This is a genomic window from Arthrobacter sp. D3-16 (genome assembly GCF_054408515.1).
In genome coordinates this window covers 3,843,217-3,867,741 of sequence record NZ_CP096437.1, presented here as the reverse complement: position 1 = coordinate 3,867,741, position 24,525 = coordinate 3,843,217, and the positions used below count along the sequence as shown (strand labels likewise).

The window sequence follows — 24,525 nt, the reverse complement described above, 5'->3', positions numbered from 1 at the left end:
CGGAATCCGGTGCAGGCAGCGGGTTTTTTGTTGCCTGTGGCCCTGGTACAGCCTCCGGCGCAACGCGAGATCACGTCCTGCATCACGTCGGGAACTCGCACTGCAGCGGCAGCAACGCCGTCGAACCCCGCCCAGGGCGTGATGGGGGCGTGCCGGGGAGGTACGGGCTAGGCCATATATGCGGTTTCGGGTTCAATCACCGTGCGGGCGGCAGCCGGGTTTCCGAACCTTCCGAACCTTCCCGGCCGTGCCGACCCAGGGCCGCTCCCGGTGCCCGCGAGGCTGACCGCCAGCACCGATGCCAGGACCAGCGCGGATGCCGGTGCCAGGACCGCCCAGGGTGCCCGTTCCACGTAGCCGATGCCCTCCGCCAGGATCAGGCCCCATTCCGGTGACGGCTGCTGCGGGCCCAGCCCCAGGAACCCGAGTGCCGCGAGGGCCAGGGCGACTCCCGGCAGCCGGAGCATTGCGTGGCGCAGGAGCGGCAGTGCAACCGCCGGCAGTATGTAGCGGAACATGACGCGCGCTCTTCCTACCCCCAGCACGGGGAGGATCTGAACGTACGCCTGCGCCCGGGCCTCCTGCGCCAACGCCGCTGTGTGGGCAGCCAGGGGCGCCCACCCCACGGCTGCCACTGCCAGGGCGGCCCCTTGCGCGGACGGACCGGTCACGGCTGCAACAACCAAACCGGCGAGGATGGGCGGGGCGGCGTTGGCCACCTCGAGGGGCCCGGTGGCAGCCAGCGGGAAGAGGCCGACGGCGATTCCCACGGCCAGGCAGGCAAGTACCACTACCAGCGCGGTCCCCAACGTCCCCACGGCGCCATGCCCCACCCGGGCCAGGAGGTCACGGCCGCTGGCGTCCGCACCAAAGGGCAGCGACCAGGCGGGTGCTGCCAGTCTCGGGTGGGCCGAGGTGTACGGGTCGCGCAGCAGTCCGGCCCCGATGACGAGCAGCAAGGCGGCGGCCGCAACTGCAGGCACTGCCAGCCGGGGGCGGCTCCCTTCGTGCGCTGGCTCCGGGAGCGGAAGTGTGCCGAAGCGGACCGCGGGCCCGATCAGCAGGTACCGCGCCGCCGTCGTCAGCGTTCCCACCAGCAGGGCAAGCCCCATCAGTGCCAGCATGCCGGCCTGAAGGGTGGGAATGTCCTGCGCGCTGGCCGCTCCCAGCAGCGCCCGGCCGAGTCCCGGAATGGCATACACCTTTTCCACGGCTACGGCCCCGCCGGTCAGTCCGATGAGGACCAGCCCGATCTGCGGCAGCACTGCCGGCAGTGCCCGCCGCAGCACCGCCCGCGTCAATTGCACAGGTCCTGCACCGGCCAGCCGCCACGTGGCAACCCACTTCTCGCCGTATCCGGCGCGGATGGCGTCGGACAGCAGCAGGCCAATCAGGCCGCCTGCCGGGATGCCAAGGGCGAGGGCCGGCAGGACGGCATACTCCGGACCCTTCCAGCCGAACGGCGGAAACCACTGGAGCCAGACGGCACCCACCACCAGCAGCATGGCCGAAAGCAGGAACTCCGGCAGGGAGGTGAGCGCCGCCGGAAGGGCTCCGGAGGCGTCCCCTCGCCGCTGCCGAAGCCCGTCCGCCAGTGCGGGCACACAGATGAGCAGGGCAATGAGTACCGCCGCCGCAATGGCAAAACCCATCAGGGTCACCGAAACGCTCAGCGCGGCTCCAATGCCGGGACCCACGGGAGTGCCGCTGATCCAGGATGTGCCGAGGTCCCCGGCGAAGACCCCTTGAGCCCAGGACCCGAACACGGACAGCGGTCCCTGCCCGAGGCCGAGTTCGGCCCGGATGGCAGCCAGGGCTTCGGGCGTGGGCTCCCGGTCCGAGTACCTGGCGCGGAGGATGGCGTATTCAGCCCCACGCCCTGAAAGCCACGGCATCATGCCGATCAGCACCACCAGTCCGGCGAGGGCGACGATCCGCGAGGCGGTGGCTTTCAGGAAGGCTGAACCCGTGGGCATCACCCTGCTGCGCCTGTACTGCTGGTGAACCCCGTCTTGCTCCTGATCAGCGCCCGCTCCCGCGGATCCCGCTCCACATCCCGCATCCGCCCGGATTCGCCCTGAATAACGCGTTCGTGCAGGAGCGGGATGGCCGCGTCCCGGGCCAGGATGAGGCTTTCGGCGGCGGCGATGGCAGCACGGCGTTCCGGGCCGGCGGGGATGCCTGCGGCCTTGGCCAGGGCTTCGTCTACGCCCGAATCGCAGAACTGGGAGATGTTGAAGGAGCCGGCGCAGGAGAAGTCGCTGAAGAGGTAGGCGACGGGGTCGCCGGAGTCCAGGACGGTGGCACGGGAGAGGATAAAGGCATCAAACTTTCCGGCCAGCGCATCAGCTTCGATGTGCTGGTACTCGCGGACGTCCTGTTCCACCGTGAAGCCGGCGGCCTCCAGCTGCTGTTCCAGTTGAACCGCAACTTCCGGCAGTTCGGCGCGGTCAGTGAAGGTTCCAAGCCGGATGGGAGTCCCCTTGACAGCGGTTGCGGGCACACGGGTGGCGAGGTTCGCAGCGAAGCCGTCGCTGTTCCGCTCCTCCGCCGCCCAGGGGAGGGCGGGGCCGAGCAGCCCGGCGGCCTTGTCTGCGCGCCCCTCATAGACCCTGTCCACAATGGTGCCGGCATCAATCGCCCCGCGGGCTGCAGCGCGGACGGCGGGATCAGCGAAAGGGCCCGACGCCGTGTTGAGGTAGAGCGTATTGGTCCGCGGCATCGGCACTTCATGCACCAGTGCCGGGTCGATCCGGGCCACCTGGCCCACCGGGATGGCTTCCACAATGTCCGCCCCACCGGTCCTCAGGGCAGCTGCCCGCGCGGTTCCGTCCGGCACAAACTGGACGTCGACGCCTCCGGCTTGCGCCTTTTCGCCCCAGTATCCATCGAAGCGGTCCAGCCGTGCTGATGAGGTGCCCTCCACCGAAACCAGTTGGTAGGGCCCGGTACCGGCATTGACCGGATTCACGACTCCGTCTTCCTTGTACGCGGTGGCAGCAAAGACGGCCAATTGGGGGCTGGACAGCCGCTGTGGCAGGAGGGGGTCCGGCGTCGCCGTCCTGACGATCACACCGCTCGGGCCGTCGGCCCGGGCGGTAAGGTCCACGCCGTCCAGGATCCTGGGCTTGGGGCTGGCCTTGGCCGCGGCGGAGAGGGAGGCAACGGCTTCCGCTGACGTCAGGGCCGTACCGTCGTGGAATTCGACGCCGTCCCGCAGGGTGAAGCGCCACGAGGTCTGGTCAACCTGCTGCCACTGCGTGGCCAATGCCGGCTCCGCTTCGCCCAGGTCGTCCAGCACCACCAGGGTCTCGGCGGTCTGCCACCGCGAGAGCTTAAAGGCGTCGTCGCTCAGCGGTGACAACCCGGACCGCGGCGGCTGGAGCATGGCCAGCTTGATCCGGCCGTCACCGTCACCGCTTTCCGCTGACTGCCCGCCACCGGCAAAACATCCGGTCAGGCCGGTGAGCAGCAGGGCCGAGATGGCAATAACGCCTGTTTTTGATCGTATTTTGGGCATATGGATTCCTGTTTCCGGGGTCGGTGGTGAAGGGAGATGGCCAGCACCCGGCCGGGTCTGGCCTTTGGGTGTCTACGTTCTGGGGCTTAGCGTTTGGCAGGCAGGAGCCGTGACAGTCCGACGGCGGGAAGGACCGTGAGTGCCGCCATCACCGCCCAGGGCCAGGCGGCGTCGGGTCCCGGCTGGGTGGCTCCCGAGTAGAGCGGTCCGAGGACAACGTTGCCCAGCAGCACCGCGCAGCCGCCCATGCTGGCAAGGAGTCCGTAATAGATGCCAGTCCGCCGGCCGCGGGCAAAGTCCAAGACCAGCGGCATGGCGACCGGTCCGATGCACATGTGCCCCAGGCACAGCCCTACCACGAGCAGCAGCGGGGGCAGGAGTTGCTGGGTGCCGGTGGCCGGAACCTGGGCGAGCAGGGCCATGGTGCCGAAGGCCAAACCCTTGAGGAGGAAACCCGCCGTTAGGGCCCGGCCCGGTCCGATCCGGGTTGTCAGCCGGGAGATGGGCCACTGCAGCGCAATGGTCAGGACCGAGGCGACGGCAAACAAGCCAGCCAGCGCGCCGGCGCCCGCACCGCTCCTGGTCAACTCGATGGGAAGGCCGAAGTACAGCTGGTTATAGGCCAGAAGGTTCACGCTGTAGAGGGCGGCAAAGGCTACAAAGCGCTTGTCTCGCAGCATCACGGTGATCCCTTCGCCCCGCGCAACGGAGGAAGGTGGCTCAGGGGAAGGTGGCTTAGAGGAAGGCGCAGTGCCGCGCACCCGATTCGGGGCTCCGGCGGGCACGCTGCGCCACAGCACCCCCGTCATCACGGCAAAGACCACCGCTCCGGCCAGTGCCGCCCAGCTGAAGGAGGTGCCCAGCAGCAGGGCGCCCACCAGCGGTCCGGCCACCGCACCGATCTCGCCGCAGATGGCGAGGAGCGCAAACAGTGCCGGCGCCTTCCCGCTGGTGTTCCGCCGCCGTTCTTCTGCCTGCCCAACCAGGGACTCCAGGGCAGGCGAGAACAGCGCACCGCCCGTCCCGGTGAGGACCGCGCCGAGGAGGAACAGCGGAAAGCTGCCGGCAAGCGCCAGGGTGAGGTAGCCGCAGATGCGGACCAGGCAGCCCACCAGCATGGCGCGCCGCGGCCCGAACCGGTCCGTGATCATCCCGCCCACCAGGAAAAGCCCCTGCTGGCTGAAGACGCGTGCGCCCAGGACCACACCAACCGCTGTTGCCGTCATCCCGAAGTCCTGGGTCATGACCAGTGCGAGGAACGGCACCACGGCGTAGAAACCGATATTGAATACGAGCTGGCTGGCGAGGAGGAGGCCCGGGGCCGGGCGCTGGTTCGCTGCCGTCCGCTCTGGAGCGTTGAGGGCAGTCACAGGGCAACCGCCTGGAGGGGACCGGGGAGCTGCGGGCCCCGCGACGCCTGCACGAGGGCAACTGCGGCGGAGCTGGCGGGGTTCTCCAGCACCTGGCCCGTTGGCGCCTGTTCCACGATGCTGCCTTCGGAAAGCACGGCTGTGGTGCCGCCCATCCTGGCAGCGGTGGCCAGGTCGTGGGTCACCAGGAGCAGTCCCAAGCCTTCTTCGCGTACCAGCCTCTCCAGCAGTGAAAGAACCGTATCCCGCAGGGGGAGGTCCAGGCCGCTGACGGGCTCGTCGGCCAGGAGGTAGGCCGGCGAGACAACCAGGGCGCGGGCCATGGCCACCCTCTGGTTCTGGCCGCCGGACAGCTCGCCGGGCCGGCGTTCGATCAGGCCGCTGGGCACTTCGACCCGCTCCAGCGCCTGGCCCATCAACACCCGGTGGTTTCCTTCCACACGGAGCTGCCGAAGCGGTTCCATCAGCAGCTGCGAGACGGTCATCCGAGGGTCCAGGCTTCCCGCAGGATTTTGCGGAATGTATTGCACCGCGCGGCGGTACCAACGAAGGGTGCGAACGGGACCGGGCGCCACTTGCTGCGCTCCGAGGCTCACGGTACCGGTGGAGGGCTTTTCCATGGCGAGCAGAATCCGCACAAAGGTGGACTTGCCGGAACCTGAGCTTCCTACCAGCGCCGTGCTGGTGCCGGGGGAGACGCGGAGGCTGACGTCCCGGAGCGTTTCCACGGGGCGCTTGTTGCGGAATCCGCGGGTGGGGTAGGCGAAGGAGATGCCCTCCGCGGCCAGCGTGCCGATCACGCTGCCACCGCTGTTCTTGCAACCGCCTGCGGCAGCACCGCACCCGAGGCCGCGTGGACCAGACGGCGGGTGTAGGGATGGCGCGGGTTCCGCAGCAGGTCCGCCATTGATGCCTCCTCGACAACCCTGCCGCCCTCCATGACCAGCGCCCGCGTGCACAGCGAGGCCGCAGCCGCCAGGTCGTGGGTGATAAAGAGGAGGCCGCGGCCTTCGGCACTCCAGGCGTGGAGAGCCGCAAGGACCGTGAGCCGGGTGACGGCGTCCAGGGCGGTGGTGGGCTCGTCGGCCACAAGGACCTGGCTGCCGCTCGCAAGGGCCAGGGCGATGCAGACTCTCTGCAGCTGCCCTCCGGAGAGTTCGCCGGTATACCGGGACAGGATGGCGGCAGGGTCCTCAATCCCGGCTTGGGTCAGAACGCGCGATGCTTTAGCCCGCGCATCCATCCGGCTGAGTCCGGCCCTGCGTAACGGGATGAGCAGTTGTTTGCCTACCGGCACCAAAGGGTTGAGCGAGGTCTGCGGGTCCTGCCGGATGAGCGCAGCCCTGGCTGCAGCGCCGGGACCTTTCGGGCATTTCCCGGCGAGGCCGGCTGCGAAGGATACCTCCCCGCTGGCCGTGATCCCGCTCGGAACCGTTCCCGTCACGGCGGAGGCTGTCAACGACTTGCCCGATCCCGAGGCCCCCAGCAAGGCGACACACTCGCCAGCCTGAACGGAGAACGTCAGGGGGTGCACCAGAGGTCGGCCGGCATGTGTCAGCGCCAGGTTCTTCACGGAGAGGGCGGGTGCAGGCATCAGAACGTCGTTTCGTGGCAGGACTTACAGGGCTAAACCGATGCTATCAATAATCATTCGCATTTACGCAACCGCGTCTTCCACATCAATCGCTGCTTTAACGAGGCACAAAAAAGCCGGCGGATGCACAGTGCAGCCGCCGGCTTTCACAAAATCCTAGGCGTAGGCGTTGACCAGGCGCACCGCGCCGCCGTCCACGCCCTTGGCGCCCTGTACGTAGTCCGGGCCGGACTTGAGGATTGAATCCGAATCCTCGGTGACGGTGCCCATGATCCATGACGGCAGGCCACGGTCGTTCAGCCGGGAGACAGCGGCATCAGCGACCTCGGCGGACACGATGGCCACCATGCCCACGCCCAGGTTCAGCGTGCGCTCCAGGTCTGCCAAGGGCACGTTGCCCAGTTCGGACACCAGCTTGAAGATGGCCGGTAGCTCCCAGGTGGAGCGGTCAACGGTGGCCACCAGGCCCTGGGGGAGTACGCGCGCCAGGTTGGCGGCCAGGCCGCCACCGGTCACGTGGCTGAAGCCGTGCACTGCAGATTCACCGGTGACCGGGAAGGTGCGGGCGAGGTCCAGGCAGTCCGCCGCGTAGACGCGGGTGGGCTCCAGGAGTTCCTCGCCGAGGGTACGGCCCAGTTCGGAGACCTGGCGGTCCAGCGCCCAGCCGGCGTGGTTGATCACCCGGCGCACCAGGGAGTAGCCGTTGGAGTGCAGGCCCGAGGAAGCCATGCCGATCACGACGTCGCCGGCGCGGACGCGGTCCGGTCCGAGGAGGTGGTCGGCCTCGATGACGCCGGTGGCTGCGCCCGCGACGTCGTATTCGTGCTCACCCAGCAGGCCGGGGTGCTCGGCGGTTTCGCCGCCGACCAGTGCGGTGCCGGCTACGGAGCAGGCTGCTGCGATGCCGCGGACAATGTCGGCGATGCGCTCGGGCACCACCTTGCCACAGGCGATGTAGTCCGTCATGAAGAGGGGCTCTGCGCCCACCACGACGATGTCGTCCACCACCATGCCCACCAGGTCGAAGCCGATGGTGTCGTGGATATCCATGGCCTGGGCAATGGCGACCTTGGTGCCGACGCCGTCGGTGGACGTTGCCAGCAGCGGCTTCTTGTACGTGAGGAGCTTAGAGACGTCGTAGAGGCCGGCGAAGCCGCCCACCCCGCCGATCACCGAGGAGTTGTGGGTGGCCTTGATGGCGCCCTTCATAAGCTCGACGGCGCGGTCGCCGGCTTCAACATCGACGCCCGCGGAGGCGTAGGTGATGCCGGCTGTGTTCCCGGCGGTGTTGCCGGAGGCGGGGGCAGCGGAAGTCATACGGACTCTTTCTTGTCAGCGTCTGGGGTGGTGACTGCGTGATGAATCTCTGGCACGAGGTCGGCTTCGGTCAGCAGGTTCTCAAACTCGGAATCCGGTCCGGGATCGCAGCCCGTGGCGCCGGACTTTTCCGCCGGGTCCACTGCCGGGTCGATTGCAGGGTCCACTGCGAGGGCGGCAGTCCGGCCCGGAAGGGCGGACGGCGAGGGCTTCAGGCCGCCGAGATCCGTGCGTTCCAGCAGGTTCTTGCCCAGTTTGTCCGAGCCCGGAAGCTCGATGGGGTACTTGCCGGTGAAGCAGGCAGTGCACAGGCGTTCCCGGGGCTGCCGGGTGGCGCCGATCATCCCGTCTTCGGAGATGTAGGCCAGCGAGTCCGCGCCGATGGCCTGCGAGATCTCCTCGATGGTCGCGCCGTTGGCAATGAGCTCGGCCCGGGAGGCGAAGTCTATGCCGTAGAAGCAGGGCCACTGCACGGGCGGGGAGGAGATCTTGACGTGGACCGCGGCGGCACCGGCTTCGCGGAGCATCCGGACGATGGCGCGCTGTGTGTTGCCGCGGACGATGGAGTCATCCACCACCACCACGCGCTTGCCGCGGATGACGGATTCGAGGGCGTTGAGCTTGAGCCGGATACCCAGCTGGCGCAGCGTCTGCGAGGGCTGGATGAATGTACGGCCAACGTAGGAGTTCTTGACGAAACCGTGGGCGAACGGGATGCCGGACTCCTCGGCGTAGCCTACGGCGGCAGGGGTGCCGGATTCCGGAACGGGAATAACGATGTCCGCTGCCTGCGTGTTTTCGCGGGCCAACTGGCGGCCCATCTCCACCCGGGACTCGTACACGGAGCGGCCGGCGATGGCGGCGTCCGGTCGGGCGAGGTAGACGTACTCGAACACGCAGCCGGCCGGCGTCGGCTCAGCAAAACGCTGGGAACGCACGCCCTGCTCGTCGATCGCAATGAATTCGCCGGGCTCGATCTCGCGGATGAAGCTGGCGCCCACTGTGGCAAGTGCGGACTGCTCGGAGGCGACCACCCAGCCGCGTTCCAGCCGGCCGAGGACCAGCGGGCGGATGCCGAAGGTGTCGCGGGCGGCGTAGAGGGTGCCTTCGTCCATAAAGACGAAGCAGAAGCCACCCTTGATCTTGGGCAGCAGTTCGATGGCAGTCTCTTCGAGGGACTTGCCCGGCTCACCCTCCAGGAGGGCGGTAACGAGGGCGGTATCCGAGGTGTTGCCCTGCTTCATTTCCCCTGTGAGCTGGCCGCCGTTGCGTTCCTGGATCATGGCGTTAAGCTCAGCGGTGTTGGTGAGGTTGCCGTTGTGCGCCAGGGCTACCGTGCCGGTGCTGGTGGCGCCGAGGGTGGGCTGGGCGTTGGCCCAGTGGCTGGCTCCGGTGGTGGAGTAGCGGCAATGGCCCACAGCCAGGTGCCCGGTGAGGGTATTCAGGGTGGTCTCGTCGAAGACCTGGGAAACGAGGCCCATGTCCTTGTAGACGTTGATCCGGTTGCCGTCGCTGGTGGCTATACCAGCCGACTCCTGACCGCGGTGCTGCAATGCATACAGCCCGTAATAGGTTAGTTTTGCTACTTCTTCACCTGGTGCCCAGACTCCGAAAACGCCACAGGCGTCCTGCGGGCCTTTTTCGCCAGGGAGAAGATCATGGGAAAGTTTTCCATCGCCGCGTGCCACTGGTCGATTATCTCACGACATGGGGTAAGACTTTTCCGGCCGCCGGTTTATGACCGGGGCTACGGCTGGGAATCCGTCTCCGGTTCAGAGTCCGGCACGGACTCCACCACGGCCCGCTGCTGCCGTTTGACGCTGCGCCGGTCCAGGATGAGCGCCAATACCGCACCCAGAACCGCGCCGCCCGCGGCGAACAGCACCAGGAAGAATCCGAAGACGGCGCCGGCGTCGAAGCTTGCCGTTTCCGGGAGGCCGTAGGCCACCACTGCGGCAGCGGCGATACCCACCAGTGCGCCCAGAATCAGGAACGGGACGTACTTGGGCGCACGGCGGACCGTGATTTCGCGGCGCTCGGCAGGGGGTTGTTCAGAAGGCATGCATCAAGCCTACATTTCCACCGTTGACCTATCACTTGCGGTTGCCAAAACCCCGGAATGGGGACCATAAGTGATAGGGCAACGGGGTGGGTCAGCTGCCGCGGTAGGTGGAGTAGGCGAAAGGGCTGAGCAGGAGGGGGACGTGATAATGCTCGGGGCCGGTGACTTCAAACACCAGGTCAACTTCCGGGAAGAACGTGGCGGTCTGCAGGCCGGCGTAGTAACTCCCGGTGGCGAAGTTGAGCTTGTAGTGTCCGGGGTCCAGCTGCTCCGGACCGAGGTCCTTCGCGCGGCCATCGGCGTCGGTGGTGGAGCCGGCCAGTTCCTGCCAGCTGCCGCCGTCGTTTTTGTACAGCACGACGGCGACCCCTGCCGCCGGGCGTCCGGCGCCGGTGTCGAGGATATGGGTGGTGACGTGGGAGACGCTCATTCGGTGATCAGTCCTTCAAGCCGCAGTACGGCGATCTCGCGCAGCTGCTGGGCCACGATGGTGTCTTCTTCGGCCGGGGAGTTTTCCAGCCGCTCCTTCAGGGATTGCAGGATTTCCGGGGCGGTGCGTCCGGCTGCGCGGATCAGGAAGACGCGGCCAAACTTTTCCTCGTACTCCCTGTTCCCTTGGGCCAAAGCCTCTGCCAGCGCGGTGTCCGCCGGGTCTACCCCGGCCTGCTCGGAGCGGGACATGGAGGCTTCGGTGGTGGCCGCTGTCGGCCGTTCGCCGATCCGCGGGTGGTGCGCCATGGCCGACTCGACTTCGGCGGAGGTGAAGGGGTTGGCGGCGTCGGCGGCGAAAGCGAGCAGGGCTTCCTTGGCAGGGAACGGCCGGGCGGCGGTGACGGTGTCCAACCAGCGTTGAACGTCGATGCAGGGCCTGAGGGTTTCCGCAGCCCTTGCGGGGTCCGCGGTATTGAATTCGGCAAGCTTCATGCTGGCTGGTTCCTCGATGACAAATGCTGGCATCCATGGTGACGGCTATGCGGAGGCCGGAATTCGGCACCCAAGCATCAGCAACGCCAGCTTAGGCTTCCGCATCATGGAACTGTTATTTCAGCATACGTAATATCTAAGGGCAGGCGGCGTGTGGTGTCAAGAGAGTACAACACCAGTTCACCGCAGCCGGTATCATCGCGGAAGGGCCGCGGGTCGCGTTAATCATTATGGGGATAACAAGTGAAGATGGACGGGGCGGCTATGCAAAAGCTGACCGAACAGGATGCCGGGCGGGATGTTGAACTGCGGGAATACGGGCTGGTGCCCGCAAACCCCGGGACCATACCGGCGCTGGTCGATGACCGGGCCCAGAGTGCCCTCAATAACCTGGTGCGCCTCGCCGCATCGCTGTGCGGCGTCCCTTACGGGGTGCTCAACATCATCACGTCCAACCAGCAGCTGCAGGTCGCGGCCTCGGGAATAGACGCGGGCATCTGCTCGCGCGAGGATTCCATGTGCGCCACCGTGTTTATGGGCCCCGGCACCACCGTGGTGCGTGACGCATCGCAGGACCCGCGCTTTGCGGCCAACCCGTTCGTCACGGGGGAGATTGCCGATGTCCGCTTTTACGCGTCGGTGCCGCTGAAAACCTCAACCGGGCTGGTGCTGGGCTCCCTGTGCGTGTTTTCCACGCAGGCTGCGCTTCCCACGCCGGATCAGATAGACCTGCTGGAGGTGCTGGCGCAGCAGGTAGTGGAGCTCTTCGAGCTGCAGCACCGCACCCTCCAGTTGAACGAAGCCCTGGCTGAGCTCCGGCGCAGCAATGCCATGCTGGCCGAGTTCGCGGGACGTGTCAGCCACGACCTGCGGACACCCCTCACCACCATCCTGGGATACGTGGAGCTCGCGGAAGATGATCCCGGCATCGCACCGGACCATCCGTCCACGGAATACCTGGGACTGATCGCCAGTGGCGGACGGCGCATGCTCGGGACCCTGGATGACGTGCTGGACTACTCCCGCACAGACGGCTCGCTGAACCGGGAGCGGGTGTCCCTGCTGGCGGTGACGGCGGAGGCTGCCCAGGATCTTGGCGTGGACCTTGGGCTGGGCAGCGGCATCCTGTGTGAAGACGCAGAGCTGTTTGCCGACCGTGCGCAGCTGCGCACCATGGTGCAGAACCTGCTGGCCAACGCCATGAACTACCGCAGCCCGCACCGTGCCCTCAAGGTCGCGGTGACTGCCGGCACCTGCCCCCGTGGGGTTACCGTGCACGTGGCGGACAACGGCAAGGGCATCCTGTCGGCAGACCGGGAGCGGGCCCTGCAGCCGCTGGTCCGGTTGAACCGTCCCGGTGACGGCCCCGGGACCGGGCTTGGCCTGGCCACCTGCAGGCGGATCGCGCAGGCACACGGGGGAGAGCTGGTTATCAGTGAGACGCCAGGCGGCGGCACCACTGTATCGGTGCATTTTCCCGCCTGTTCCTGAAACGCGGAAGAGCGCCGGTCCGGCTGCTGCCCGGCCCGGCGCTCACGTTCCTAGCCGCCCTGCGAGGTCCGCGATAGTACCCAGGTGTTGGTGCCGTCCTGCCGCTCGAAGGTGACGGTGGTGACAAGCGCCTCGATGAGCGCCAGCCCCCGGCCGGACTCTGCCTCCTCGCCCGGCCTGACCGGTTCCATCGGCCCAAACGGCGGCTTGGCGTGATAGGCGCTGACCCGCGCCTGCAGCAGCGTTGGCCGCACCTCGATGTCCACGCCCAACTCCACAGCCTCCTGCCCGGCCGGCTCAGCATGCTGGACGATGTTCGACGCCGACTCGATCACCGCCGTCGTAAACGTCATCTGGTCCATGTCCTGCACGAAGGGGACATCGAGCCAGAGGCTGTCCAGATCATTGTGGACGGACTCGATCGCGTCCCCGGCGGCCAGCCCGCGGAAGCTACGGGATGCCAGGACCTCAGTCATTGCTGAACGCCTCTTCTGCTGAACCGTAGGCCGTGAGGACCTTGTCCATGCTGGTCAGCTGCAGGACCATTTTCACCTGCGGCTGGACCGCTGCGATCCGCAGGTCCCCGCCTGCCTGCCGTGCCGCCTTGAGGCAGCCGATGAGCGCGCCGAGGCCGGAGGAGTCCATAAAGGCCGTGTTCTCCAGGTTCACCACAATCCGGTTGGATCCACTGGCAATGACGCCGCTAACAAACTCGCGAAGCTTGGGCGCGGAAACCATGTTCAGCCGTCCGTCCGCCTTGACCTCCGCATACGAGTCCTTGACCTCATAGCTAAACTCCATCGGCATTCCTTTCTGTAACTGCCGGCAGCTCTGCGGCCGGTTCATAACCCTTGTAAAGCACTGCCCGGACCAGGATGCTCATGACCACCAGGTCGAAAATGACCCAGGCGACGTTCACCAGGGTGCCCAGCGGTTCGGCAAGCCCGTTGGCCAGCCGAACGATTCCGACGACGGCGGCCACGGCCAGCAGCACGGACACCACGATCTGTGGCCGGATCAGGCTCCAGCCGGGTCCGCCGCTCTGGCGGGCCTTGGGGGTGACGGCAAACCCGAGGGGACGGCCGAACCAGACGTTGCGGGCCGCCGTCGAGCACGCCTTGATCCAGGTGGGAAACAGGGCCAGGCTGTACTGCTGGCCGCGCCAGGTGGGGATACCCCGGCCGGCGACGGCGAACAGCAATTGGTTGACCACCATGAACGGTATGAACCGGATGAAGAAGTCCCAGCTCAGGCTCGTGACCGGCAGGATGCCCAGCAGCAGGTAAATGATGGGGGCGGCGAAGTAGATGACCGCCGCGTACCCGCTGAGGTAGGTCCACATCGTGGCAAAGTACATCAGCCGCTGGCCCAGCTTGAGGCCCTTCTGGACGAGTGGATTTTCGCGGAGCAGCACCTGGATGGTGCCCTGCGCCCAGCGGAGGCGCTGGGTAAGCATGGTCTTGAGGTCCTCCGGTGCCAGGCCGTACGCCAGGACCTCGTGGTGGTAGACGCTCTCCCAGCCCATGGCGTGCATGCGCATGGCCGTGGCCATGTCCTCGGTGACGGAGATGGTGGCCAGCGGCATCACGGGCTGGGCTTCGTCGTTGCGTTCCACTGAGAGCGCGTCCAGGACGGCCTGCACGGATTCCAGGGCTCCGAGCGGCGACCAGTCGCGGGCGGACATGCGCTGAACTGCGTCATCTGCCACCACGGGAACGCCGGATTCGCCCACGTGGGCCAGTTCCATGGCAGCGATTTCTTCGAGGTCTGCCTGGAGGGCTTCGACGTCGGCCATCACCAGGGTCTGCACGGCTGCGTCCACGCGCCGGCGGACGCGGTAAGTGATTTCGCTCAGCGGCTGGCCGGCGTCCAGTTCCTGCTGGGCCTCGCGGGTGGCAACCTCCACCTCGTCGAGCACCTGAGCCACCAGGGGAGTCTCCACGTCCGCAGACTTCCGGGCCTGCTTGATGGCGGAACGGGAGGCGGCCAACGCCCGGCGGATGCTCTTCTCGGTTTCCTTCACGTAGCCCACCAGGCCCAGCTGCATCAGGGCTTCACGGCGCAGGATGGCGTTGGAGCCGCAGAAGAAGGCGGCGTTCCAGCCGTCCTTGCCCTGCTGGATGGGGCCGTAGAAAAGGGGTGCCTGGCTGCCGAGGGGATCGTCTGCGGGCACGTTGCTGAAGTACTGCGGTGTCTGGACCAGCGCCACCCGGCGGTTGTTGAAGTAGCCGAGTGTTTTTTCGAGGATGTCCGGCTCGGGGATCTGGTCCGCGTCCAGGATCAGGAGGAATTCGCCGTGCGTTTGCATCAGGGCGTTGTTCAGGTTGCCGGCCTTGGCGTGCCGGGGAACGTTCGAGGTCCAGTCCTCACTGCGGGTGACATAGCCCAGGCCGTGCTGCTCAGCGAGGGCCTTCAGCTCGGGCCGTGCGCCGTCGTCCAGGATCCAGGTGCTGTGCGGATGCCGGATCTTCTGCGCGGCCAGGGCCGTGGTCATCACCATGTCCAGGTCTTCGTTGTAGGTGGTGATGAAGACATCCACGGTGGCGTCATGCGGGGGCGGCGGCGCGCCCTTGCGGATTTTCAGTTTCCAGACCGTCATGCCGAACAGCATGACGTCAATTAGGCTGTACGTTTCGGCTACCACCAGCGGCACGGCAATCCACCAAGCGTCCCAGTTAAGGGAGGCTGCCCAGCGCCAGGCAATGTAGTTGACGCCGGTAATGACCGTCAGGACCACCACCAGGCGGGTCAGGAAGCGGGTCATGCGGTTGCTTCTTCGGGCAGCCGGCGGACCACCACTACGGTGACGTCATCCTCGGCGGTTTCGGCGGGAGCCAATGCCAGGATGGCCGTGCTGGCTGCCTGGGCCGAATCCCCGCTTTGGGCGGCGCGGCGGACGGCGTCGGTGAAGTCCTCCACGGAGCCGAAGACGTCCAGCACTCCGTCGCTGACCACCACCAGGGAATCTCCCGGGGCGAGGTCCAGGGTGGACTGGGGCCACTGGCTCCCCTCCCAGGCGCCAACCGGTGGGCCGCCGGAAGGAAGCCGGTGGGCAGTGCCGCCGGAACGGACGTGCAGCGCAAGCCCGTGCCCGGCGTCGACATACCTGACCTTTCCTGACGCCGCGTCCAGCCGTGCATGGAACAAGGTGGCAAAGGAGTTGGAGGAGTCGAGGTCGGTGGCGATGGCCTTGCTGGCGGAGGCGAACGCGCCGTCCAAGTCCTGCCGGTGGCCGGTGGAGCGCATCACAGCGCGGACGGTTGCTGCAATCAGCGCGGCTCCCATGCCCTTGCCCATGGCATCGGCGAAAGTCAGGTGGAGCCCGTCCGGCGTCTGGTACCAGTCGTAGAAATCCCCGCCCACGCTGCGGGAAGGGCGGAACATGCCGGCCACGTCATAGCCGTCCACGCGGATGTCCTCCTTGGGGAGGAGGCTCTGCTGGACTTCCGTGGCGCGCTCAAGTTCGCTGCGGGCGGCCAAATCCACGGCGGCGGATGGCTTGCGACGGAAGAGGGCGTTGATCCTGGACTGCAGTTCCCGGGGGCTGAACGGCTTGCTGATGTATTCGTCGGCTCCGTTGTCCAGGCCTGTCAGCTTGTCCAGTTCGTCGGCGCGGGCCGTGAGCATGACAATGAAGGCATCCGAGAATTCGCGGAGCAGCTTGCAAACTTCCAGGCCGTCGAGATCCGGAAGGTTCAGGTCCAGGGTAACCAGGTCAGGCTTGCGTCGGCGGACTTCCTCGACGCCGGGCAGGCCGGCGGCGGCCTGAGTGACGTCGAAGCCCTGCTTGACCAGGACGCGGACCAGCAGGCCACGAATGTCCGGGTCGTCCTCGATAACAACGGCACGTCGGATTTCGGGGGTAGAGACCATAGCTCTACTTCTACCGCATTAACGGCTGCCGCCCGTGTCGCACCGCTTCCCAGCCTTGAATGTCGTGGTTGTTTCCTTGCTCACGACGGCGGGCGCGGCCATGCGGGGCGATCTTGCGTAAATCTTGGGACCCGCTTTCCCGGACGTTGAGGAAGGCCCGGGACACTCGAAGGCAAGGCAGGGAGCAGCTTCTTCAAGTATGAGGGTCAAAGACGATCCCCCCGGAGGCTGCACGGCGTGCAGGAAGGCGGAGCAGCCCATGGGACAAACCAACAAGAAGGACCGGACGACGGCGGGCGGTGTGGCTGGTGCAGAACCGGCCCGTGCAGTGCCGGCCGGTCCCGAACTGAACTCCCGGGATTCAGCAGGGGAAGCGGCGCACGGTGACCTGGTGCAGGCCGCTGTGGAGAAGGGCAGGGCGCTGCTGCGGGTCTACTTCCACTCACGGAAAGTGCGTGCCGCTGCCAATGCCCTCGCGCAGGCGCTGGCCGAATCGAGGGAGGCGTCCAGTTGGCCGGGCGACCGGCTTCCGGTGGGCGCGGAGATGTCTGTCCAGGTGGAGAGGCTGACGCACCGCCTCAAACTGGAGACGGAGGCACACAACAGGCTGGAAGCACTTTTCAGGAGTGTAGATGTGGGGCGTTCCGCCGCGGCGGTTTAGGTGCAACACTTAGGAGCAATCGAGTGGCTGGGGGTTTACCGGGTCAGGAGATTGTTGTGGGTTTGTGGACAGGTTGGGCGTACCTCATTGCGGGACTCATGACAGTCGATGCTCTGCTTTTGGCATTGTGGGCCATTGACGAGGACTGGCCCCGAAAATGGTGGAAGAAACCCTGACTCACGGACCCGGGGCCATCAACCTGACAGGTCCAAGCGCATCAGCACCCGCGGGAAGCCATTGAGGACTGACTCTGTGTCCGCCGCCTTGGTGAATCCGGCGTCCTCGAAGAGCTTGCGGGTGCCCACATATGCCATGGTGAGGTCGACTTTCCGCCCGCCGTTATCCACGGGGTAGCCTTCGATGGCTTCTGCTCCATAGGTCCGCGCCAGTTCCACCGCGCCCTTCAGCAGGTGGTGCGATATCCCCCTGCCACGATGACCCGGCCGCACTCTGATGCACCACACCGACCACACCTCCAGATCGTCCACGTGCGGGATCTTCCGGTTGCCGGCGAAACTGGTGTCAGCGCGGGGGTGGACCGCTGCCCACCCAACTGCCTCGCCGCCGTCGTAGGCCAAAACCCCCGGCGGGGGATCCTGGGCCACCAGCTCTCTCATCAGGTCCCCGCGCTCCGTCCCACGCAAGGCCTGGTTCTGTCTGGACGGAATGCGGTAACTCAGGCACCAGCAGACGGTGGCGTCGGGCCGCTTGGGCCCAACCATCGTCTTGACGTCCTCAAACTCGGTGGCCGGACGGACCTCGATCACCATGCGGCCATCCTGTCACCGGGGTGGGTGTGCTGCAACGCTCTAGCGGAGATACTAAGCATGGATTAGTATTTTTCCCTACCGCGGCACTGGCTGGGAGCGGTCGCGGTTGAACCCTCACGACCGAAGGAGAACCCTTGAAGTCTCTCAGCCATTCCGCCCGTCTTACTGCAGCTACGGGCTCGCTCATTCTGGCGACCTTCGCCCTGCCAGCCGTGCCGGCCCTCGCCGACCATACACGGGAACACACCTGCGAACAGGCCGGTGGTGTCCATACCACAGGAGCTACGCCGGGAGCAGATCGGTGCGTGGTTACCGCCTCCAATTCCGTGACCGGCCCATTCGGTGCACCTACAACCACGTTGAGCCAACCCGTTCCTGACGGCACCAGCCCTATCGTCATCGATACCGTCCCAGTGCCGGCCGGTAATCCCACCATCGAGAAGGAGACACGGAATGTCGGGGATCCCGTCGTCGTCGCCACATCAGTTGCAGGGACGCCAGAGAAGTCGTCCGTGGATCGCGATGCCGGCGAGCCCACGTCGGCATCCGTGGTGGTCGCCGGGGTACCGAGCACGGAGACACGTACCGTCCGAGGCGCTCCCACCAGCACGGAGGCGCCCGGAACCCGTAACTGTGAACGTGTAAACAACGCCAATGCCAGGCAGCCTGTCGAGAGGTGCGAGCGAACGGTGGTCACCACGACGACCACCCCCACTGAGGAAGTAGCTACTGTCACCACGCCACAGGAGAGGGTCACGACCACCACCCAGCCGCGTGAGACGGTCACCACGACCCGGACGCCGAGCACAGAGGTGTTCACGTCGACTCAGCGACGGGAGCAGTGCGTCATCACCACCCAGCCGACCGAGTTCACTCGGACGACGACCCAGACTACGACCCAAACACGGACCGTCAGCTATCAGCAACGGACCATCACAACGACCACGACCACAACATACGGCTATCGAGTTGTCGCGGGGAGGCCAACACTTGAGCCAATAGTTTTCCCGGTCGCGCCCAACCCGAGGGTCCAGACGACGAGTGCACCAGCTGAGCCGCTCGTCAGCCGGACCACCGTGGCCGGGCCCCCAAGTGTAAACGTTCAGACGTTGGCCGCTGATCCGGTCGAGACGACGGTTTGCGCACCCACCGGACCTGATGTAGGGACCACCGAGGGTGAGACCACCTACGCGGAAGAGCAGATTGTCGCTCCTGCCGCCCCGATCATCACCGAAGAGCGCGAAGACATTGAGCCGCTGGTGGCCGAAACCAGGACACCCGGTCAGCCGGTGATTACAACCACGGTGAACGGTACCGGCCAGACCTGCACGAACAATCCATCGAACGCGCAGGAGCGCGCTAACCGCTGCTGAGCCCCTAGCTGGTGCAGGGGTGGTGGAGCATGAACTCCGCCACCCCTCAGTCAGCTTGCCGTTAAGCTGCTTAACGGGTCCTGCGGTGGCAACGGAGGGGGGTTTTCACCCTGTCGGCTCCCGGTTGGTCCTCACTACACTGGGACGCATGACCGAGCAGGAACCGGCCCGGCGCAGGGCTGCTGCGGCGTCCGACGGCGGGACAGGACACGGCGAGGACGTGGCCGTCAGCTCCATGCCCGTTGAGGACGGGGAAGCCCCGCACCTGGCTGACCCGGACGCCGTCGACACCTCCGTGCGCAGCCCGTCAGAAAGGTCGCGCACCTTCACCGGAATCCTGGTGAACACTGCCCTCGCCAACATCACCACCAGCTACCTGTGGTTTGCCCTGACGTTCTGGGTGTACCTCGAAACGCGCAACGTGATCGCCACCGGGGTGGTGGGCGGCGCGTACATGCTGCTGATTGCCCTTTCCAGCATCAGTTTCGGCACCTTCGTGGACCGCTACCGCAAGCTGGCCGTGATGCGTTTTGCGGCCGGCTTCACCCTGGTGATGTTTATGCTGTCCGGGGTGATGTTCCTCCTGACGCCCGCGTCGTCGCTGCTGGACCTGACCCAGCCATGGTTCTGGGTGTTCACCCTGGTCATCCTGATCGGCGCGGTGGTGGAGAACCTGCGGAACATCGCATTGTCCACCACGGTCACCATCCTGATTGAGCCGGACCGGCGGGCCAATGCCAACGGCCTGGTGGGGATGGTGCAGGGGCTGATGTTCCTGATCACTTCCGTGCTGTCAGGGCTGTCGGTGGGGCTGCTGGGTATGGGGTGGACCATCGTGGTCGCCCTCATGCTCACGGCGCTCGCCTTCGCACACCTGCTCATCCTCCGCATGCCAGAGGAAAGGCAGGTCGCGGCCACCGATGCGCACGGCGGGTTCGACCTTCGCGGCTCCTACGCCGCTGTGCTGGCCATTTCCGGCCTGTTCGCACTGATCCTGTTCTCCACGTTCAACAACTTCATAGGCGGCGTCTATATGGCGCTGATGGACCCCTACGGCCTGGAGATGTTCCCAGTGGAACTCTGGGGGATTTTTTTGGCTGTAGGCTCCAGCGGATTCCTGATCGGCGGGGCGCTGATCAGCAAGTTCGGCCTCGGGGCCAACCCGTTGCGCACTCTGCTTATCGCGGTAGTAGCCATGGGGGTCCTCGGCGCGGTGTTCACCCTCCGGGAGTGGGCATGGCTTTACGTCGTCGGGATCTGGCTGTACCTGACGCTGGTGCCCGTTGTGGAGGCCGCCGAGCAGACGGTGATCCAGCAGGTGGTTCCGCTGCCACGGCAGGGCCGGGTGTTCGGTTTCGCCATGGCGTTTGAGTCTGCGGCGGCGCCCATCACGTCCTTCCTTATTGCGCCGATCGCCCAGTTCTGGATCATCCCCTACGCACGGTCGGCCGACGGCGCGGCCCAGCTGGCCCCGCTGCTGGGCGAGGGCACCTCCCGCGGTATTGCCTTGGTGTTCCTCATCGCCGGGATCATTATGGTCATCGCCGCGCTGCTGGCTTTCCTGACCCCCGTGTACCGGCGGGTTTCTGAAGAGTATGCGGTGGCGGCCGCAGAGGCGAAGGCTACGGCGGACAGGGACGTGTAGGGCGTCAAGGCAGCAGCATGTTGCCGTCGCGGTTGTGCCCTTAACGCCGGGACGCTCCCGCAGTAGATAGGTGCGAGAGCGTGCCGGGAAAACGCGCGTTAAGTGAGAGAGCGTTCGTTGAAAAGCGGCGTTAAGTGAGAGAGCGTTAAAGGCCCAGGGCTTCCTTCAGCGCCGCAACGTGGCCGTCGGCCTTGACCTGGTACTGGGCCAGCGTGACGTTGCCTTCGGAATCCACCACCACGGTGGAGCGGACAATGCCCTCGGTGATTTCGCCGTTGACCAGCTTCTCGCCCCAGGCGCCGTAGGCCAGGGCAACCGCGTGGTCCTCGTCGGAGAGCAGCGGGAAGGTCAGGGAATAGTCGCCGGTGAAGCCGGCCAGGGCCTCCGGGGCATCGGGGGAGATGCCGATGACCTCGTAGCCCTTGCCCTGCAGTGAGGCCAGGCTGTCGCGGAAGTCGCAGGCCTCCGTGGTGCAGCCGGGGGTGGCGGCCTTGGGGTAGAAATACACAATAACGTTCTTGCCACGGTAGTCGGCCAGGGCAGTCTCGCGGCCCTGGGCGTCCTGAAGGGTGAAATCAGGGGCCTGGGTTCCGGGCTGAAGCTTGGTGGTCAGGGTCTGGCTCATGGCGTTCCTTTGGAAGACTTTGTCATTTACTGGCAAAACATCAAGTGAAGCGGCTTCCCGCTGAGTCATACAACTCCGGCGTCATATGCAGTATTCCGCCGGGCCGCGGACAGTTGCCCGCTGCCCCGGCACAAACCGGTAGCCTCCACCGCGGACAGTGGCCACGGCATGGCGCGCATTTCCGAGTTTCCGCCGGATCCGGCCCACGTACACATCGATGGACCGGGCCGAGGCGCCGGGGGTTTCAAACGAGTCCAGGAACTGCTGGAGTTCCTCCCTGCCCACAGTGCGCGACAGGTGGGTCACCAGGTACCGGAGCACCTTGAACTCGACGCCGGTCAGCTGCACGGGGCGGCCGTCCAGCAGCACGGTGTCGGCTGCCAGGTCCACGGCAACCCGGCTGACGGGGCCGGCCGACGGCGGCAGCCGGGTGCCGCCGTCGTCATCGGTGCCGCCGGGGTTCTCCGCCGCGGAGGGAGGCTGAGAGGAGTCGTCTGCGGCTCCTTCCGCCGTGGCGGAGACCCCGGACGTGGGAGCTCCGGCGGCAGGCCAGTGGACTTCCGCCTCCGGAGCAGTTTCGAGGGCCTTGGCAAGGACCAGTTGGGCGGCGCGGGCGAGGAGTTCCGGGCTGGTGCCCTTCTCGGGAACCACCCATACGGCGAGGCCACGGGCAGCCGCCGCCGGCACAGCAGCACCCGGGACGGCTAACCGCGGCCGTGCCACCGTCCTCGGATGGTGGGCTTCCACTGCCATGGCCCGTCCTTAGACTCCGCCGCGGCGGATCAGCTTGCCCGTGGGGGTCTTGCCGTCCACCACAGCGCCGCGCAGGAACGTCTTGCGGACCACCCCGGAGAGGGCTTTGCCGTCGTAAGGGGTGATGGGGTTCTTGTGCTTGAGCTTGGAAACGTCCACCACAAAGGCGTCGTCCGGGGCGAACACGGCGAAATCGGCGTCGTAGCCCAGCGCCAGCTGCCCCTTGTTGGAGAGCCGCGCCAGCGCTGCCGGCTTCTCGCCCATCCAGGATACCACCTGCTCCAGCGGAATGCCGCGGTGCCGTGCCTCGGTCCAGATCAGGGACAGGCCCAGCTGCAGTGACGAGACGCCGCCCCAGGCCACCGCGAAGTCACCGTTCTCCAGGTCCTTCAGGTCCAGTGTGGAGGGGGAGTGGTCCGAGACGATGCAGTCGATGGTGCCGTCCTGCAGGCCCTGCCACAGCAGCTCCCGGTTGGAGGCCTCGCGGATGGGCGGGCAGCATTTGTAGGCGGTGGCGCCGTCGGGGATTTCCTCGGCCATCAGGGTCAGGTAGTGCGGGCACGTCTCCACGGTGAGCTTTACGCCGTCGCGCTTTGCGGAGGCAATCATGGGCAGCGCGTCCGACGACGACAGGTGCAGGATGTGCGCACGCGCACCGGTCCAGCGTGCACGTTCGATGACCTCGGCGATGGCCTTGTTCTCGGCACCGCGGGGGCGGGAGGCCAGGAAGGTTTCATAGTGGTCGCCACCGGGGTGCGGTGCGCGGTCGATGGCATGGGAGTCTTCAGCGTGGACGATCATGAGGGAGTCGAAAGACTTCAACTCGGCCATGTCCTCCTCCATCTCATCCGCGTCCAGGTGCGGGAACTCGTCCACGCCCGAATGCAGCAGGAAGCACTTGAAACCGAAGACGCCTTCGTCGTGCAGGGCACGCAAGTCAACCTTGTTGCCGGGGATTGCGCCACCCCAGAACCCAACGTCGATGAATGCCTGGTCTTCAGCCACCTCGCGCTTCAGCTTGAGGTTTTCCACGGTGGTGGTGGGCGGGACGGAGTTCAGCGGCATGTCGATGATGGTGGTCACCCCGCCGGCAGCGGCTGCACGGGTGGCGGAGGCAAAGCCCTCCCACTCGGTGCGGCCGGGCTCGTTGACATGGACGTGGGTGTCCACAAGCCCGGGGATCAGGGTTTCGTCGTCGGCCAGTTCAATGACCTCGGCGCCGGCCAGGCCGTTGCCCAGCGGTTCGAGGGCCACGATTTTTCCGCCGCGAACGCCTACCTCGCGGGGTGCCAGGCCGGCGGTGGTGAGGATGCGCTGGCCGCGGATGACCAGGTCAAAACGTTCTTCAGACATGGAGGTCCTCCTTGGTGGTGGCGGAACGGGACGGCGTGTTTGCCGCCAGCCTTCCGCTGATCTGGGTACCCAGCTGCTCCAGAAGCTGCGCTGCCTCTGCTATGCACCTGTCTACATTGCTTTCAAGCTCGGTCAAAGCGTAAACGTCCTCGAATCCGGCAGCGGCTGCCTGGCCCTCGCTTAGCGTGGTCCGGCCGCATACCGCGATCACCGGGACACCCTGGGCTGCGGCTGCCCGGGCAACACCCATGGGGGTCTTGCCGAGCAGGCTTTGCTCGTCCAGGCTGCCTTCGCCGGTGATCACCAGGTCGGCGCCGGCCAGTCTCTGCTTCAATTCTGTGAATTCGAGGACGACGTCGATGCCTGGACGGCGGGTTGCAGCGAGTACGGCGATGGCGGCGTAGCCAACGCCTCCTGCTGCTCCCGCTCCCTGGGCTTCCGCCGCCTTAATGGCGCGGTGACCGATTTCCCTGGCCAGGACTTCGACGAACCTGGCCAGGGCGGCGTCGAGCACGTCGACGTCCTGTTGTGCGGCGCCTTTCTGCGGGCCGAAAACCGCCGCGGCGCCCTGGGCACCCAGCAGGGGATTATCGACGTCGGACGCCAGCACAAAGCGTGTGTCCTTCAGCCGGGGTTCAAACCCGCTGAAGTCGATCCGGTCCAGGCGGGCCAAAGCGGCACCACCGGGCGGAAGATCATTTCCTTTGGCATCGAGGAACCTTGCGCCGAGCCCCTGCAAAAGGCCCGCCCCGCCGTCGGTGTTGGCACTGCCGCCCACGCCCAGGATGATCCGGTTGCAGCCGGCGTCCAGAGCGGCGGTGATGAGCTCGCCGGTGCCCAGGCTGCTGGCGGTGGTGGCCGCCGTCGGGCCTGGCCGGCGGTTAACCAGCGCGCCGGCGGGGAGCAGGGCCAAACCCGAGGCCGCTGCCATTTCGATGACCGCTTCATTGCCCCGGACAGCGAACTCGGCCGTTACCGGTTCGCCTGTTGGTCCGGCGACCACTGCGCTGCGGCGCGTGAAGCCGGAGCCGACGGCGGCGTCGAGGGTGCCCTCGCCGCCGTCGGCCACGGGAATCCGGACCACGTCAAGGTTTCCGCCAACCCCGCGCTGCAGTCCCTTTTCCAGGTGCATGCAGACCTCCGGGGCGGACAGGGACCCCTTGAACTTGTCCGGGGCAATGACGATGTGCATGG

23 protein-coding genes are annotated in these 24,525 nt (G+C 66.4%); 4 read left to right on the top strand and 19 right to left on the bottom strand.

The genetic code is table 11. The annotated features are described in order from the left end of the window. Window positions 1–167: 167 nt before the first annotated feature. From M1D32_RS18095 to uraD, 10 genes are all read right to left on the bottom strand, one after another. Window positions 168–1,976 (bottom strand): ABC transporter permease subunit, encoded by a 1,809-nt coding sequence (locus M1D32_RS18095; protein ID WP_458779999.1) that lies wholly within the window; start codon window positions 1,974–1,976, stop codon window positions 168–170. Then, the gene (locus M1D32_RS18090; RefSeq protein ID WP_458779998.1) at window positions 1,976–3,520 is read right to left on the bottom strand and encodes an ABC transporter substrate-binding protein; all 1,545 of its coding nucleotides are present in this window, start codon (window positions 3,518–3,520) and stop codon (window positions 1,976–1,978) included. The genes M1D32_RS18095 and M1D32_RS18090 overlap by 1 nt, the downstream gene beginning before the upstream one ends. Window positions 3,521–3,606: 86 nt before the next feature. Next, window positions 3,607–4,890: an MFS transporter gene (locus M1D32_RS18085; RefSeq protein WP_458779997.1), complete on the bottom strand. Its 1,284-nt coding sequence runs from the start codon at window positions 4,888–4,890 to the stop codon at window positions 3,607–3,609. Next, a complete protein-coding gene (locus M1D32_RS18080; RefSeq protein ID WP_458779996.1) occupies window positions 4,887–5,690 on the bottom strand; it encodes an ABC transporter ATP-binding protein in 804 nt (267 codons plus the stop codon). Before M1D32_RS18080 ends, M1D32_RS18085 begins: the two co-directional genes overlap by 4 nt. After that, window positions 5,687–6,484, bottom strand: a complete 798-nt coding sequence (locus tag M1D32_RS18075; protein ID WP_458779995.1) for an ATP-binding cassette domain-containing protein — start codon at window positions 6,482–6,484, stop codon at window positions 5,687–5,689. Before M1D32_RS18075 ends, M1D32_RS18080 begins: the two co-directional genes overlap by 4 nt. A 156-nt stretch (window positions 6,485–6,640) precedes the next feature. Continuing rightward, complete coding sequence (gene purM / locus M1D32_RS18070) at window positions 6,641–7,801, bottom strand: phosphoribosylformylglycinamidine cyclo-ligase (protein ID WP_458779994.1); 1,161 nt, start codon at window positions 7,799–7,801, stop codon at window positions 6,641–6,643. Beyond that, window positions 7,798–9,489, bottom strand: a complete 1,692-nt coding sequence (gene purF / locus M1D32_RS18065) for an amidophosphoribosyltransferase (RefSeq protein ID WP_458779993.1) — start codon at window positions 9,487–9,489, stop codon at window positions 7,798–7,800. The genes purM and purF overlap by 4 nt, the downstream gene beginning before the upstream one ends. A gap of 59 nt (window positions 9,490–9,548) precedes the next feature. Then, the gene (locus tag M1D32_RS18060) at window positions 9,549–9,863 is read right to left on the bottom strand and encodes a hypothetical protein (RefSeq protein ID WP_458779992.1); all 315 of its coding nucleotides are present in this window, start codon (window positions 9,861–9,863) and stop codon (window positions 9,549–9,551) included. Window positions 9,864–9,954: 91 nt separating this feature from the next. Then, the gene (uraH, locus tag M1D32_RS18055) at window positions 9,955–10,293 is read right to left on the bottom strand and encodes a hydroxyisourate hydrolase (RefSeq protein ID WP_458779991.1); all 339 of its coding nucleotides are present in this window, start codon (window positions 10,291–10,293) and stop codon (window positions 9,955–9,957) included. After that, window positions 10,290–10,787: a 2-oxo-4-hydroxy-4-carboxy-5-ureidoimidazoline decarboxylase gene (uraD, locus tag M1D32_RS18050; protein WP_458779990.1), complete on the bottom strand. Its 498-nt coding sequence runs from the start codon at window positions 10,785–10,787 to the stop codon at window positions 10,290–10,292. Before uraD ends, uraH begins: the two co-directional genes overlap by 4 nt. Window positions 10,788–11,051: 264 nt before the next feature. Between uraD and M1D32_RS18045 the strand changes: the two genes are divergently transcribed. Continuing rightward, entirely contained in the window at window positions 11,052–12,278 is a 1,227-nt protein-coding gene (locus M1D32_RS18045) for a GAF domain-containing sensor histidine kinase (protein WP_458779989.1), read from the top strand. Window positions 12,279–12,328: 50 nt separating this feature from the next. On the opposite strand, the gene M1D32_RS18040 is transcribed toward M1D32_RS18045, so the two are convergent. Genes M1D32_RS18040 through M1D32_RS18025 form a run of 4 tightly spaced genes read right to left on the bottom strand, consistent with a single transcriptional unit; the run spans window position 12,329 to window position 16,151 of the window. Continuing rightward, window positions 12,329–12,754: an ATP-binding protein gene (locus tag M1D32_RS18040; RefSeq protein WP_458779988.1), complete on the bottom strand. Its 426-nt coding sequence runs from the start codon at window positions 12,752–12,754 to the stop codon at window positions 12,329–12,331. Further along, window positions 12,747–13,079: an STAS domain-containing protein gene (locus tag M1D32_RS18035; RefSeq protein WP_458779987.1), complete on the bottom strand. Its 333-nt coding sequence runs from the start codon at window positions 13,077–13,079 to the stop codon at window positions 12,747–12,749. Before M1D32_RS18035 ends, M1D32_RS18040 begins: the two co-directional genes overlap by 8 nt. Continuing rightward, window positions 13,069–15,042 (bottom strand): glycosyltransferase family 2 protein, encoded by a 1,974-nt coding sequence (locus M1D32_RS18030; protein ID WP_458779986.1) that lies wholly within the window; start codon window positions 15,040–15,042, stop codon window positions 13,069–13,071. The genes M1D32_RS18035 and M1D32_RS18030 overlap by 11 nt, the downstream gene beginning before the upstream one ends. Beyond that, window positions 15,039–16,151, bottom strand: coding sequence for a PP2C family protein-serine/threonine phosphatase (locus tag M1D32_RS18025; RefSeq protein ID WP_458779985.1), 1,113 nt, complete (start codon window positions 16,149–16,151; stop codon window positions 15,039–15,041). Before M1D32_RS18025 ends, M1D32_RS18030 begins: the two co-directional genes overlap by 4 nt. A gap of 259 nt (window positions 16,152–16,410) precedes the next feature. On the opposite strand from M1D32_RS18025, the gene M1D32_RS18020 reads away from it, so the two are divergent. Further along, window positions 16,411–16,812, top strand: a complete 402-nt coding sequence (locus M1D32_RS18020; RefSeq protein WP_458779984.1) for a hypothetical protein — start codon at window positions 16,411–16,413, stop codon at window positions 16,810–16,812. 194 nt (window positions 16,813–17,006) lie between these two features. Here M1D32_RS18020 and M1D32_RS18015 read toward each other — a convergent pair whose 3' ends face one another. Beyond that, window positions 17,007–17,582, bottom strand: a complete 576-nt coding sequence (locus tag M1D32_RS18015; protein ID WP_458779983.1) for a GNAT family N-acetyltransferase — start codon at window positions 17,580–17,582, stop codon at window positions 17,007–17,009. 1,109 nt (window positions 17,583–18,691) lie between these two features. On the opposite strand from M1D32_RS18015, the gene M1D32_RS18010 reads away from it, so the two are divergent. Further along, window positions 18,692–18,955 carry a hypothetical protein gene (locus M1D32_RS18010; RefSeq protein WP_458779982.1) on the top strand — a complete coding sequence of 88 codons (264 nt, stop codon included), beginning with the start codon at window positions 18,692–18,694 and terminating at the stop codon, window positions 18,953–18,955. Between the two features lie 235 nt (window positions 18,956–19,190). After that, window positions 19,191–20,600, top strand: a complete 1,410-nt coding sequence (locus tag M1D32_RS18005; RefSeq protein ID WP_458782226.1) for an MFS transporter — start codon at window positions 19,191–19,193, stop codon at window positions 20,598–20,600. Window positions 20,601–20,745: 145 nt separating this feature from the next. Here the strand turns inward: M1D32_RS18005 and bcp are convergent, their stop codons facing one another. The 4 genes from bcp to M1D32_RS17985 form a co-directional block, all read right to left on the bottom strand. Beyond that, window positions 20,746–21,225, bottom strand: a complete 480-nt coding sequence (gene bcp, locus M1D32_RS18000) for a thioredoxin-dependent thiol peroxidase (RefSeq protein ID WP_458779981.1) — start codon at window positions 21,223–21,225, stop codon at window positions 20,746–20,748. Between the two features lie 81 nt (window positions 21,226–21,306). Beyond that, complete coding sequence (locus M1D32_RS17995; RefSeq protein WP_458779980.1) at window positions 21,307–21,978, bottom strand: winged helix-turn-helix domain-containing protein; 672 nt, start codon at window positions 21,976–21,978, stop codon at window positions 21,307–21,309. 9 nt (window positions 21,979–21,987) lie between these two features. After that, entirely contained in the window at window positions 21,988–23,331 is a 1,344-nt protein-coding gene (allB, locus tag M1D32_RS17990; protein ID WP_458779979.1) for an allantoinase AllB, read from the bottom strand. Next, window positions 23,324–24,523: a glycerate kinase gene (locus M1D32_RS17985; RefSeq protein WP_458779978.1), complete on the bottom strand. Its 1,200-nt coding sequence runs from the start codon at window positions 24,521–24,523 to the stop codon at window positions 23,324–23,326. Before M1D32_RS17985 ends, allB begins: the two co-directional genes overlap by 8 nt. Window positions 24,524–24,525: the final 2 nt, after the last annotated feature.